Annotated in this window: 9 protein-coding genes; 5 read left to right on the plus strand and 4 right to left on the minus strand. The window is 73.0% G+C overall.

The window, feature by feature from the left end:
• Positions 1-130 precede the first annotated feature (130 nt).
• Positions 131-1,579, plus strand: a complete 1,449-nt coding sequence (locus tag Mam01_RS33375) for an MFS transporter (protein ID WP_204289157.1) — start codon at positions 131-133, stop codon at positions 1,577-1,579.
• Here the strand turns inward: Mam01_RS33375 and Mam01_RS33380 are convergent.
• Genes Mam01_RS33380 through Mam01_RS33390 form a run of 3 tightly spaced genes read right to left on the minus strand, consistent with a single transcriptional unit; the run spans position 1,566 to position 5,183 of the window.
• Positions 1,566-2,681 (minus strand): alpha/beta hydrolase family protein, encoded by a 1,116-nt coding sequence (locus Mam01_RS33380; protein WP_204289158.1) that lies wholly within the window; start codon positions 2,679-2,681, stop codon positions 1,566-1,568. The genes Mam01_RS33375 and Mam01_RS33380 overlap by 14 nt on opposite strands.
• A 31-nt stretch (positions 2,682-2,712) precedes the next feature.
• Positions 2,713-4,083, minus strand: coding sequence for an aldehyde dehydrogenase family protein (locus Mam01_RS33385; RefSeq protein WP_204289159.1), 1,371 nt, complete (start codon positions 4,081-4,083; stop codon positions 2,713-2,715).
• A complete protein-coding gene (locus Mam01_RS33390; RefSeq protein ID WP_204289160.1) occupies positions 4,083-5,183 on the minus strand; it encodes an acyl-CoA synthetase family protein in 1,101 nt (366 codons plus the stop codon). The genes Mam01_RS33385 and Mam01_RS33390 overlap by 1 nt, the downstream gene beginning before the upstream one ends.
• Positions 5,184-5,588: 405 nt before the next feature.
• On the opposite strand from Mam01_RS33390, the gene Mam01_RS33395 reads away from it, so the two are divergent.
• The 3 genes from Mam01_RS33395 to Mam01_RS33405 all read left to right on the plus strand — a co-directional run bounded on the left by Mam01_RS33395 (position 5,589) and on the right by Mam01_RS33405 (position 9,231).
• The gene (locus tag Mam01_RS33395) at positions 5,589-7,199 is read left to right on the plus strand and encodes an ABC-F family ATP-binding cassette domain-containing protein (protein WP_204289161.1); all 1,611 of its coding nucleotides are present in this window, start codon (positions 5,589-5,591) and stop codon (positions 7,197-7,199) included.
• A 74-nt stretch (positions 7,200-7,273) separates the two neighbouring features.
• Complete coding sequence (locus Mam01_RS33400) at positions 7,274-8,065, plus strand: hypothetical protein (protein WP_204289162.1); 792 nt, start codon at positions 7,274-7,276, stop codon at positions 8,063-8,065.
• Between the two features lie 47 nt (positions 8,066-8,112).
• Entirely contained in the window at positions 8,113-9,231 is a 1,119-nt protein-coding gene (locus Mam01_RS33405; protein WP_204289163.1) for a saccharopine dehydrogenase family protein, read from the plus strand.
• A 6-nt stretch (positions 9,232-9,237) separates the two neighbouring features.
• Here Mam01_RS33405 and Mam01_RS33410 read toward each other — a convergent pair whose 3' ends face one another.
• The gene (locus tag Mam01_RS33410) at positions 9,238-11,169 is read right to left on the minus strand and encodes an NACHT domain-containing protein (protein WP_204289164.1); all 1,932 of its coding nucleotides are present in this window, start codon (positions 11,167-11,169) and stop codon (positions 9,238-9,240) included.
• Between the two features lie 239 nt (positions 11,170-11,408).
• Between Mam01_RS33410 and Mam01_RS37480 the strand changes: the two genes are divergently transcribed.
• Positions 11,409-13,025 carry an RNA polymerase sigma factor gene (locus Mam01_RS37480; protein WP_204289165.1) on the plus strand — a complete coding sequence of 539 codons (1,617 nt, stop codon included), beginning with the start codon at positions 11,409-11,411 and terminating at the stop codon, positions 13,023-13,025.
• The last annotated feature ends 10 nt before the right edge of the window (positions 13,026-13,035 follow it).

The raw sequence follows: 13,035 nt of genomic DNA on the forward strand, positions 1-13,035 counted from the left end.
CCGCCAGCGTGAGCCTGGTCATGAAATGACTACCCTCGCGAATGCGCGCCAAGGCCGGGTTCTGGTCGGCACTCCCGTGGCGATTGAGCCTTTTCTCATCGAACCTGTCGAGAGGAAGGCCCTCACGCTCATGTCGACCTCCGAAACGGCCGCGGCCCCGGCCGCCTCGCCGGGCACGCCGCAACGGCTCACCTCCCGGCCGCTGCTGGTGCTGGTGATCCTGCTCGCCGCCCAGTTCATGCTGGCCGTCGACTTCTCCATCCTCAACGTGGCCCTTCCGGCCATCGGCGCGGGCCTGGGATTCTCGCTGGCGCACCTCCAGTGGATCGCCACCGCGTTCGCGCTCTGCGCCGCCGGCTTCACCCTGCTGTTCGGCAGGCTGGCGGACCTCCTCGGCCGCCGCAGGGTCTTCCTCGGCGGGCTCGCCGTCCTTGGCGCGGCCTCGCTGCTCGGCGGCCTGGCGCAGAGCCCGGAGGCGCTGATCGTCGCCCGCGTCTTCCAGGGCCTGGCCACCGCCGCGGTCACTCCGGCCGGGCTCTCCCTGCTGACCACGTCCTTCCCGGAAGGTCCGCTGCGCGAGCGGGCGCTCGGTCTCAACGGCGCCCTGATGTCGGCGGGATTCACCACCGGCGCCATCCTGGGCGGGCTCCTGACCGACCTGCTCTCCTGGCGGTGGGCGTTCTTCATCAACGTGCCGGTGTCCCTGCTCGTCCTCGTCGCCGCGCCCGTCCTGATCAGAGAGTCGAGGCCGGGCAGCCGGCCGAGGCTGGACATGCCGGGAGCGATCAGCGTCACCCTCGGCCTGCTCGCCGTCATCTTCGGCCTCACGCAGGCCGGAGAGCACGGCTGGGCGACGGCCGGAGCGCTGCTGCCCCTGGCCGCGGGCGCCCTGCTGCTGGTGGTGTTCTGCCTCGTCGAGTCGCGGGTGAGCGCGCCCCTGGTGCCGCTGGAGGTGCTGCGCAGGCGTACGGTCGCCTGGGGGAACGTCGCCGGGCTCATCGCGTTCGTGACGGAGACCTCCCTGGTCTTCCTGCTGACCCTCTACCTGCAGAACGTGCTGGGCTTCTCGCCCCTGGGGGCGGGGCTCTCGTTCGGCGTGCTCGGTCTCGGCACCGTGCTCGGCGGCTCGATCGCGCCCAGGGTCATCGGCCGGATCGGCACCCGTTCCACCCTGATCGCCGGCGGGCTGATCCAGACCGCCTTCACCGCCGCGCTGCTCGGGCTCGGGGACGCGCGCTCCTCGATGGCGCTGCTCCTGGTGGCGACCTTCGCCGGCGGCGTGGGCAACATGCTGGTCATCGTCGGATTCATGGTCACCGCGACGTCCGGCCTGCCCGACCACGAGCAGGGGCTGGCGACCGGCCTCGCCACGATGACCCAGCAGGTCGGCATCACCATGGGCACCCCGATCATGAGCGCGATCTCGACGTCGGCGATGGCCGGGACCGGCGCGGTCGCCATGCTCGGCGGCCTGAAGACGGCCATCGCGGTGAACGCCGCCCTCGTGCTGGTGGGCCTGCTGACCAGCATGCTCTTCCTGCACAGGCCGGCCGCCGCGGCCACCGTCACAGGGATGTGACGAACTCCTTGAGTTCCCGCTCGTAGCGGGCGGGGTCGGCGTTCCACGATCCGGTGTGCCCGCCCCCGGCGGTCCGTACGAGCCTGACGATGTCGGGCCGGGCCTCGGCGAAGCGCAGCGCCGGACCGGGCGGCACCGTCGCGTCGTCGTCGTCCACGAACACCAGGGTCGGGACCCTGAACTCGCGGGCGTGGCGCAGGTGGTCCACGTCGTCGAACGACAGGCCGGTACGCCGCTCGACCACCCACTCGCCCACCGTCACGAGGAAGCCCGGGACGCCCATCTGCTCGGCTCCGAGGGCGATGGGCGACCGCCAGTCGACGACCGGGCTGTCGAGGATCATCGCCTTGACCGGCTCGCCGGGGAGTTTCCGTACGGTCATCGGCACGATGCCGCCGCCCATCGACCAGCCGTACAGCACGATCCCGGTCGCGCCCTGCCCCCGGGCGTAGGTGATCGCGGCGGCCACGTCGCGCCACTCGGTGGCGCCGAGGTGGAGCTTGCCGTCCGGGCTCGCCGGGGCGCCCTCGTCGTTGCGGTAGGTGATGCCCAGCACCGGCATCCCCAGGCTGTGGAAAACCGGGAGCACGCGCAGCGCCTCTCCGGGGCCACCGTTGCGCCCGTGCACCGCGATCACCCAGGTCCCCGAGACGCCCTCGGTGCGCCAGCCGGGGAAACCGCCGAGCGGCGAGGGGATCGTCACGTCCGTGTACGGCACGCCCGCGGCGGCCGGGGTCGCGTGCCCCCACAGCCATCGGTCGAGGTAGGCGCGCACGCCCGGGCGCAGTTCGCCGCGGACGACCCGGGTTACCTTCCTGGTCACCGTGCCCGCCCCGGCCGCGGTCGTCTGTCCCAGCAGCGCGTTGCCGTCCGCCCAGGTCAGGCCGTACGTGCCGGGAGAGGCCGTGTCGGCGCCGCCCTTGATCGTGACCTCGTCCCCGTGGACGGCCGTGACCTCCAGGGGATAGCCGGCCTCGTGCACCGGGTCGATCACGAGGCCGGAGTAGTACCAGCCGGCGCCGCCGACGGCCGCCAGGCCGAGCACCACGACGACGGCGAGCGTCCACAGGAGGCGGCGCAGCCAGCGGGATCTGCCGTGCATGCCCAGAATCTACTGGGCGGTTTCCACATTTTTAAGCGCGGATAACGCCTTTTGTTCGCATGAGGAACTCGCCGAGATAGGCGTCGTGCGGCACCCACTGCGGCATCCAGAACGTGGGGGCGTCGCCCAGGTAGACGTTCCTGATCGACGGGTCGTCCACCAGGCGGTCGACCAGGTCGTCGTCCCGCGTCATGGCGGTCAGCACGAGCGTGTTCCGCAGCGGCCCGACGCCGTCGTCCGGGCTCCAGGGCGCGAACCACACGCACGGGAACGACAGCTCGATGCCCGTCTGCGGCGCGTCGGGCCGGTCCACCAGGAAGACCGCCGGGCGCAGCACCCCGCTGCCGTCGCCGAGGTCGTGCACGATCCCGCCCCCGCCGAGCAGCGGCGTCGCGCCGTCCACGTGGTCGAGCAGGTATTTCTCCACGGCCCGCGCGTCCGCGACCGGCTGGACGGGCAGCACCGCGGCGTCGTCCTCCGGCGGCAGGCTCGGGATCGCGGCCAGCCGCTCCGCGACGGCCGCGGCGACGGGCGCGGGATCGCCGGCGACGAAGACGGCGGTGGTGTTCACGCAGGCCGTCCCGCCGAACGCGCTGACCGACTCGACGATCGTGCCGAGATGGCGCTCCCAGTCGTCCTCGGTGAGCAGGATCTTCGACCGTCCCGGGCCCTGCGGCAGCACCCGCACGTCATCGCCGTACTTGTTCACGACCTCCTCGCCGCCGTACACCATCGCGAGGTCCGCGTCCTTGATGACGTCGTCGGCCACGCTGTAGTCGGTCGGCAGGAGCACGACCTGGTCCTCGCCGAAGCCCGACTCGCGCAGCGCCGTGATCAGGCGGTGCGGGGTGAACGGCTCGCGCCGGGAGGGGCGCACCGCGACCCGGTAGCCCATCGCCAGGGCCTCCAGCCACAGGGTGTGCACACCCGGGTGGTTGCCCGCGGCGTGCACGGCGAAGACGTCGCCGCGCCGGGTCCAGACCGCCTGCCCGGTGCGGGTGAGCGGGTCGCGCCAGTCGTCCACCGCGCCCTCGGGCCGGGCGTACCGGGTCGTTCGGTACGCCTCGCCCGCCCGGTGGGCGATGCCGGACGCCGCCGAGCGGACCACGGTGATCGGCATCCCGGAGACGCGGCTGACGATGTGGCGGTACTCCTCCGCGCCGAGGTCGCCGACGACGCCGGTCTCGAACAGCCGTCCCGCGCGGGTGAGGGCCGCCGCCCGCTCGTCGGCAGGCATGGTCCGCGCCCGGCGCAGGGCCGCCATCGTCCGCTGCACGAACAGGCGCGGCACCAGGCTCAGCTCCGCGATCAGCAGTCCGCCCAGCTCGCGGATGGGCAGCCGGCTCCGGCTGCGGTACGGCCCGCCCGCGCCGAGGGCGTCGAGCTGGATGGGCTCGTCCATCAGTACACCCCCTCGATGACCGGCTCGTCCTCGAACGTGGGGAGCGGCCCGACGTCGGCCACGGAGTCGCCCGTCTGGCCCGGCGGCGCGGCCACGCGGGTGGCCAGGTCGCGCTCCAGGTTGTTGGGCAGCAAAAAGCTCTTGCTGACGTGGTGCATCACGACCTGGCCGCGGTCGCCGATCCGCACGCTCTCCCCGGTCCGCGGGTCGACCACCTCGAAGGCGATGTACGGCGAGAAGGAGTCGAAGACGATCACGTCCTGCTCCGGCGGGACGACCCGCTCGGGCAGCCCGCCCAGGATCATCGTGCTGCCGTACATGCCGTACAGCTTCACGCCCGGGAAGACCTCCGTACGGAGCAGGTAGTGGGTGTCGGGATCCATGTGCGCGCCACCCCAGCTGATCACGGAGACCTTCTCGTTGACCAGGCTGACCAGCGCGTCCCTGCGGGCCAGCCGGGTAAGCAGCGGAGGGGTGGTCACCATGACCCGCACGTCCTGGGTCCGGAGGAGGTGGGCGCTCTGGTCGATCAGATGCTCGGCGTACCGTTCCGCCTCCTCGGCGCGGCCCTCGGCGATGCTCCTCTTCACCCATCGGGGGTCCATGTCGACGGCGAGCCGGATGCCGCCGCGCCGCTCGGCCTGCCGGCGGACCAGTTCCCCGTAGATGTGCGGCCCGGTCGGGCCGAGCGACAGCCAGTTGCCGCTCTCGGGGTAGCCCCTGGCCTCCAGATCCTGTTCGAGCCGGAGCAGCAACCGGTCGAGCCAGTCGCGCAGGACGACGACCCGCTTGGGCGGGCCGGTGGTGCCGCCGCTCTCGTACACGCCGACCACCGCCGCGTCCGGGCCGTACCCGCGGGGAATGAGGTCCTCCACCCGGACCTCGCGCAGTTCGTTGGCGACGTTGGGGAACCGCCGCAGGTCCTCGAAGGAGCGCACGTCCGCACGCGGGTCGAAGCCGAGCGTCTTCGCCCGTTCCAGCCAGAACGGCGAGCCGGTCTCGGGGCTGAAATGCCAGCGCATGGCGGCCTCGACGAACTCCCGGCCGTCCGGGACCTGGTCGATCGGGCAGTCGAGGATGGGATCGGTGCGCGGTGACATATCCGCCCCTTCGACGTGGCAATCCCGTGAAATGTCAGGCTATTTCCGGGTGATGCGCCGTCGAGTCAAGGCGTTTCGCGGTCAAGGAAAAGAATGCGCCACCGAGGCCTCCGCAGGTCACGGAGGCGGACCCCGGCGGGGTTCACGACCGCGGGTTACAGCCGCCGCTTCACGGCCCGGGTTAACGGCCCGGGTTCACTGCCGGGGGGAGGTCCGTTGCCAGGGCCGGCCCCTGGCCTTGCCCGTCGCCGCCCGGCAGCGGGGACAGACCCGCCGCACCTCGTCAGCCGCCCCGCCGGACTCCCGCAAGCTCTCGGCTGGGCGGCGAAAACGGGATGCCGTGGGTGAAAGGGATGGGTAGCCTGCGCGGGAAGCGCACGAAGACATCCCGGCAGGAGATCCACGGTGGGACACGTTGAGGTCGGGCATCTGACGCATGTCCTGCCGGACGGCAGGATGCTCCTGAACGACGTCTCGTTCCGGGTCGGGGAGGGCGTCAAGGCCGCCCTGGTGGGTCCGAACGGCGCGGGCAAGACCACCCTGCTCCGGATGATCGCGGGAGACCTCCAGCCGGTCGAGGGCACGGTCGCCCATTCGGGCGGCCTCGGGGTGATGCGGCAGTTCGTCGGCAACATCCGGGACGGCAGCACGGTCCAGGACCTGCTGCTCAGCGTCGCGCCGGAACGCGTCAGGACGGCGGCGGAGCGGCTGCACGCCGCCGAGCTCGTGATGATGGAGCGGGACGACGAGAAGGCCCAGATGCGGTACGCCCAGGCGATCACCGACTACGGCGACGCCGGGGGCTACGACATCGAGGTCCTGTGGGACGCCTGCGCGATGGCCGCGCTCGGCGCGCCGTACGACAGGGTGAAGTATCGCGAGGTGGGCACGCTGTCCGGCGGCGAGCAGAAGCGGCTGGTCCTGGAGGCCCTGCTGCGCGGCCCCGACCAGGTGCTGCTGCTCGACGAGCCCGACAACTACCTCGACGTGCCCGGCAAGGTCTGGCTGGAAGGGGCGCTGCGCGAGACGCCCAAGACCGTGCTGCTGGTCTCCCACGACCGCCAGCTTCTCGCCAACGCCGCCGACCGGATCGTCACGGTCGAGTCGGGCAACGTCTGGATCCACGGCGGCGGCTTCGGGACGTACGCGCAGGCCCGCAGGGAGCGGGGCGAGCGGCTCGACGAGCTGCGCCGGCGTTGGGACGAGGAGCACGCCAAGCTCAGGCGTCTGGTGGTCATGCTCAAGCAGAAGGCCACCTACAACGACGGCATGGCTTCCGCCTACCACGCGGCGCAGACGCGGCTGCGCCGGTTCGAGGAGGCCGGGCCGCCGGAGCTCGCGCCCAAGGACCAGCTCATCAGCATGCGCCTGCGCGGCGGCCGTACGGGCAAACGGGCGGTGATCTGCGGGGGTCTGGAGCTGACCGGCCTGATGAAGCCGTTCGACCTGGAGGTCTGGTACGGCGAGCGGGTGGCCGTGCTCGGCTCGAACGGCTCGGGCAAGTCGCACTTCCTCCGGCTGCTGGCGGGCGAGGAGGTCCGCCACGCCGGGGTGGTCAGACTCGGCGCGCGGGTCGTGCCCGGCCACTTCGCGCAGACCCACGCCCGCCCCGAACTGCTCGGCCGTACGCCCTGCGAGATCGTCATGACCGAGCACGCCCGGCTGAAGAACGAGGCGATGAAGGCACTGGCCCGCTACGAGCTGGCCGGGCGGATCGCCGATCAGCGGTTCGAGACGCTCTCGGGCGGCCAGCAGGCGCGGCTGCAGATCCTGCTGCTCGAACTGTCGGGCGCCACGCTGCTGCTGCTCGACGAGCCCACCGACAACCTCGACCTGGCCAGCGCCGAGGCCCTGCAGCAGGGCCTGGACGCCTTCGACGGCACCGTGCTCGCGGTGACCCACGACCGCTGGTTCGCCGCCGACTTCGACCGCTACCTGGTCTTCGGCTCCGACGGGCGGGTGTACGAGTCTCCCGAGCCGGTATGGGACGAGACGCGGGTCGTCCGCCCGCGTTGAGCGGCCGGTAAAGATACCGGCGGGGGCGCGCGTGTCCTGGAGGGATCGTCCCATTCAGTGGTTATGACGGCTGAGTGACGCGACGTTGCCGCATAACCGCCGCCCTCGCCCTCGCCGCACTGGCGACGGCGTCGTGCGCGAGCAAGCACAAGCAGGAGGGCCCCATGCCGCTGGCCCTCAAGGAGCAGGTGTCCTCCGTCGTCCGCTCCGGGGCCGGGTACGCGGTGACCTGGGCGGGGGTGCTGAGCAATCCCAACCGCGGGCATTTCGGGGAGAACGCCGTCGCGGTGGTCACGGCCGTCGACGCGGCGGGCAAGGAGGTCGTCCACCTGGAACAACCGCTGAACGCCGCGCCTCCGGGCCGCCCGCTGGCGTTCGGCGGCCAGGTGCCGACCGGCGGGCAGCCGGTCCGCGTGAAGATCGACTACCGGCCCGCCTCGTGGCGGGCCGCGTCGCGGCCCCCGTCGGCGTTTCTCAGGTTCCCAATCTCCGACGTGCTCACCGAGAAGCAGCCGGACGGCTCCTACCTCGTCACGGGCTACGTGCTGGACCCGTTCCGCAGGCCCGCGGGCGCCCTCGCCGTGACGGCCCTGCTGCGCGACGACGCGGGCAAGCTGGTCGCGGGGGCCACGTCGTACGTGGACGACGTGCGGCCGGGCACGAAGCGGAGGTTCGTCATCACGGTCGACGGCGTCCGCGGGGCCGTGAGCGCGACCGACGTGTACGCCAACACCTGGGGCTCCACCGCCCGGGCGTACGAGGATCTGGCGCGGGCCGGGGCGGTTCCGCTGCACACGACCTCGCCGACCACCGCGCCGTTCGCCAAGGACCGCGGCTATCCGCCGTACAACGATCGGCGCCAGTGAGCGGCCCACCGCCGATCACGGCAGGAGGGGCGGGTTACCGTAGCGGAATGGCCAGGATCGTGCTCTTCGGAGCCACCGGGTTCACCGGAAGACTCACCGCCGAGGCGCTCATCCGGCGCGGGGCCCGGCCGCTGCTGGCGGGCCGGGACCAGGCGCGGCTGACCGCCCTCGCCGACTCACTCGCCGGATCGCCTGTTGGTGACCTGCCGATCGCGGTGGCCGACGTCGGCCGCCCGGAGTCCGTACGGGCCCTCGTCACGCCGGGCGACGTGCTGATCTCGACCGTCGGGCCGTTCGCCCGGTGGGGTGAGGCCGCGGTGGCCGCCGCGACCGAGGCGGGCGCCGTCTACCTCGACAGCACGGGCGAGCCCACGTTCATCAAGCGGATCTTCCAGCGGTACGGCCCCGCGGCGGCGACCCGGGGCGCGGCCCTGGTCACCGCCTTCGGTTACGACTACGTGCCCGGCAACCTCGCCGCCGCCCTGGCCCTCCGCAAGGCGGGCGCGGACGCGGTCCGCGTCGACGTCGGCTACTTCGTGGGCGGCGACATGGCGCGCCGCGCGAGCGCCGGGACCCGCGCCTCGATGCTGGGGATGCTCCTGGAGCCGATGTACGGCTTCCGGGAGGGGCGCATCGTCCCCGAGCACGGCCGCACGCGGCGTTTCCTGGTGGACGGCCGGCCGCGGCACGGCCTGTCCATCGGCGCCACCGAGCACTTCACGCTGCCGCCCGCGCACCCCGGCCTCCGGGAGGTCAACGTCTATCTCGGCTGGCTGGGCAGGCTGACCAAGGTCGCGGGCGTGCTGGCCCGGGCGACCCCGGTGATCGCCGCCCTGCCCGGCGCCAGGCGGGTCACCGAGGCCCTGGCCGACCGGGTGCTGCGTACGGGTGGCGGAGCGGCGGCCCCGGCGGCGGGCGTGTCCGGCGTGTCGTCCCGGATCGTCGCGGAGGCCTACGACGCGCGGGGGCGCCGCCTGTCCTCCGTCCACCTGTCGGGCGGGGACCCGTACGAGTTCACGGCCGGCGTGCTCGCCTGGGCCGCGACCACGGCCCTCGCGGAGGGCGTGCGCGGCACCGGCGCCCTCGGCCCCGTCGACGCGTTCGGCCTGGACGCGCTCACCCGGGGCTGCGCCGCCGCCGGCATGACCGTACGCGAACCCGCCTGACCCCTCCTATCGCCCGGGCCTCGGTTCGTACGTTTCGTCGTGATCGGCGGCGAGATGATCCTGTAGGTCAGCATGGCGGAACTGGTAGACGGGGCCGACCGTCCGCAGCAGACCCAAGCGGTGGGCATCGTCGAGAAACGCCATCAGCCTGCGAGGAACATGCCCCGCGCGAGCCAGCCGCCGGATGGTGATCCCGCCGACCAACCACGCGTGATGTTCTCCGTCCGCGAGCCCGAGCAGGAGTCCGAGCATGAGCCCGACCGCGAGCCCGACCATGAGCCCGACCAGTGGCCCAAGGATGAGTCCGACCAATGGCCCGACCACGAGCCCGACCCCGACCCCGAACGTCGTCGTTCGCAGAAGGGTACGGGTCCTGTCGGCGTTCCATACCGACTGGGGCGTGATCGCGATGCTTGTGGACGCGGGTTGTTCCGCCCACTCGACGAGCCCGAACAGGAGCCCGAGCACGAGCCCGAACAGGAGCCCGAGCAGGAGTCCGAGCATGAGCCCGACCGCGAGCCCAAGTCCGGCCACGAGCCCGCTGGCGAGTCCGATCACGAGCCCGCTGACGAGTCCGACCACGAGCCCGACCAGGCAGCCGGTGCGTTGTTGCTGGGCGGGGGTGGTGGTGAGGTTGGCCAGGTTCCACCAGGCGAGGTCGCGAGTGCTGTGCGCGGTCAGTTGGCGGGCGAGGTAGGCCAGGTAGTGGCGGGCCTGGTCGGGGTCCCAGGCGTGACCGGGGCGGAAGTGCTCGGCGGGGCCGCGGGTGGGGGGCCGGGCGTGGATGACGGCCGGGATCAGATGGTTGAGCAGGTGGGCGCGCAGCCTGCCGGGGTCGTCGGCGAGGGGGCCGGTCAGCGGGGCGGGGTCGGTGGCGGGGGTGATGTAGACGGTGCGGATCAGCCACAGCCCGAGCGCGATGGAGGCCACCTCGGCCAGGCCCGGCCGGTCGGCGTTCTCCAACGCCTCCAGGACGGGGGTCCAGTCGTGGCGGGGGCGTGGGGGCAGACAGGTACGCACATAGCCGGCGGCGGCCTGCGGGGTGAGGGGGCGGGGGGCGATGACCGCGGCGGCGGTCAGCACGTCCCCGGCCTGGTCCAGGGCGGCGGCCAGTTCGCCGGTCCTGCTGGTGAGGACGAACTGGTCGCGGTCCGCGAGGGACCGGTTGAGTGCGGCGATCGCCGCGGCGCGGGCGTCGCCGGGCAGTTCGTCCAGGCCGTCCAGGATGGGCAGGATGTGGCCGCGGTCGACCAGGGTCTTGGCCGCGTCGGGCCCGTACGCGGGGTTGGTCAGGGCCGGGTAGTCCTGGGCCAGCCGGGCGGCCAGCCAGTCGTGCAGTCGCGGGTGCGCGGTGGTGTCCCAGCCGGCGATGGTGAACAACACCGGGACCGGTTCCCCGGGGCGGTGATCGTCGGCCAGGTGCAGCAGCAGCTGCACCGCGAGTGTGGTCTTGCCGCTGCCCGGTCCGCCGGTGATGACCAGCCGGCGGCGGTGCAGCGCCCGGAAGCTCTCGACGAGCCGCGGGATCCGGTCGCTGGTGCCGGTGAAGGTCAGCGGCTGGTGGCCGATCAGGCGGGGGTGGTCCATCAGGCCCGGGTCGTCGGTCAGGTGCCAGGAGACGGGGATCGGTTCGGGGTCGCCCAGCGATCGGATCGTCGCCTCGGTGCGCCACTGCTCGGCGACCAGGCCGGTCAAGGTGGTCTTCGCGGCGGTGACGATCTCCTCACCCGCGGGTGGTGCGGGAGTGGCCCTGCGTCGGGCCCACAGGACCACCGGCGTCGCGAACGCCAGCGCGGCCAGGACGAGGGACCCGAGATCGGCCCGGTTGACCGGGTCGTCGGGGTCGAGGACATGCCCCACCATGCTCACCGCGACGGCCAGCGCGGCGACCACCGCCACGGCGACCAGGAGCGGCCACCACGATCTGCGCCCCTTCACCCACGCATCGTCTCCCGTCGGCGCCGCTGTGCGGGCCGGTGAGCACAAATGGTGATCAGAAGGATGTTCCGAGTGCGCCAGGCGGTGATGACTGTCAGGGCGGAACCGTGATGACGGCGAGCGGCGGGGCGAAGACCGAGCCGGCTGAGGGCCGGCTGTTCCGCCAGGCGGACGGACGGGGACAACGACTTCGGCCGAATGGGTGGAGCGGGTAGTTACCAAGCATTTACTCTCCGTATATGAATGATGGCGTCCTGGTGGAGGCGTTGCGTGCCCGGGATCCGGGAGCGCTCGCCGCTCTCTACGACACCCACGCCGGAGGGCTCTACCGATACTGCAGGACGCTGCTGGCCGGGCCCGACGCCGCCCAGGTCGCCCTGCGCGACACGCTGATCGCCGCGGAGGCCCTCATAGGGTCGCTCGCCGATCCGGGCATGCTGCGTCCCTGGTTGTACGCCCTGGCCAGAGGCGAGTGCATGCGCCGCCGCACGCCCGGGGAGGAGGGCGGGCCGGAGCCCGGCCAGGCCCCCGTGCCGACCGCGCCCTTCCCCCGCGCCGGGGGCGACGAGGCCGAGACCGACCTGCGCCTGGCCGCCGGCAGCGCCGTGGCCGCGCTGCCCGCGGAGGACCGCGAGGTGCTCGAACTGGTGGCCCGGCACGACATGGACACCGGCGACGTGGCCGCCGTGCTCGGGACCGGTGAGCGGCATGCCCGGGCCCTCCTCGACGCCGCCACCGAACGCCTGCGCGAGGCGGTGACGGTCGAGATCATCGCCCGGCGTCCCTCGCACGACTGCGAGCGGGCGGCGGCGATCCTCCGGGGCTTCTCCGGTGAGCTCACCCCGCAGGAGCGCGGGCAGCTCACCCGCCACCTCGCCCGCTGCGAGACCTGCGCGGGCCACCGTGTCAGGCAGGTCTCCCCGGCCAAGGTGTTCTCCCTGCTGCCCCGGGTCGCCCTGCCGGAGACGCTGCGGGTGCGGGTGCTCAGCAGCTTCATCGACCCCGAGCTCGTGCCCTACCGGCGGTACGTCGCCAAGCGCGTCGGCGGGCTGACCGTGGCGGGCTTCCCCCGGGCCGGCGCCCGGCGCGAGGGGCGGCTCGCCCAGGCCGTGGCCGGCGCGGTGGCGGCGGTCGCGGCGGTGGCGACGATCGCGCTCGTGTTCGCCCAGTTCTCCGGTGACCTGCGTGAAGGGGCCGGCGACTCGATCGTGCGGCACCGGCCTCCGGCGGCCGAGGCCCCGGCGGCGACCGGTTCCGGCCCGGCTGACACGGCCTCCCCCGGCACTTCGGACGACGACGCCGCCGACAGCTCGTCCGAGCCTCCCGCCTCCGGGGACACGGCCGAGCCCGGCGGCTCCGTACGGGCGGCCGATCCGGTCGTCCTGCCCCGCCCGGCGCCCCTGCCCGCTCCCGTGACTCCGGCCACCGCCCGGCCCCCGCGTCACCATGAGCCGACGCGGAGCCCGGCGGCGCCGCCCACGACCAAGCCCACGACTCCGCCGACGACCAAGCCCACGATCAAGCCCACGACCAGGCCCTCCGGCTCCGCGTCGCCGCCGTCCGACGAGACGCCCACGCCGCCGGACGACGACCCGGGCTCCGGCGGCCCTGGCGGCTCGGACGACCCCGGCGACGGCCCCGACGTCCCACCCGAAGGTCCGCCCACCGGCGGCCCGCCGAGGGGCGGGCCGCCACCGGCGCACTGGCCGGGACGTCGCCCGCCCCACCGCGAGCACCAGCATCATCACGGAGGACGTCCCCACTATCCGTATCCGCACGCTCCCCGGGACTGCCCGCCCTCGCCCAGCGGATCCACCTATCTCCCGGCTCCGCAAAAAGGGCGACCTACCACATAGGCCGATTACT

This window comes from Microbispora amethystogenes, from assembly GCF_016863015.1.
In the GTDB taxonomy this organism is placed as follows: domain Bacteria; phylum Actinomycetota; class Actinomycetes; order Streptosporangiales; family Streptosporangiaceae; genus Microbispora; species Microbispora amethystogenes.

Bases quoted from the DNA above. Each gene is read 5' to 3' on its own strand.
- Mam01_RS33390 (WP_204289160.1), bottom strand. From the start codon at position 5,183: ATGTCACCGCGCACCGATCCCATCCTCGACTGCCCGATCGACCAGGTC.
- Mam01_RS37480 (WP_204289165.1), top strand. From the start codon at position 11,409: ATGAATGATGGCGTCCTGGTGGAGGCGTTGCGTGCCCGGGATCCGGGA.
- Mam01_RS33380 (WP_204289158.1), bottom strand. From the start codon at position 2,681: ATGCACGGCAGATCCCGCTGGCTGCGCCGCCTCCTGTGGACGCTCGCC.
- Mam01_RS33375 (WP_204289157.1), top strand. From the start codon at position 131: ATGTCGACCTCCGAAACGGCCGCGGCCCCGGCCGCCTCGCCGGGCACG.
- Mam01_RS33405 (WP_204289163.1), top strand. From the start codon at position 8,113: ATGGCCAGGATCGTGCTCTTCGGAGCCACCGGGTTCACCGGAAGACTC.
- Mam01_RS33385 (WP_204289159.1), bottom strand. From the start codon at position 4,083: ATGGACGAGCCCATCCAGCTCGACGCCCTCGGCGCGGGCGGGCCGTAC.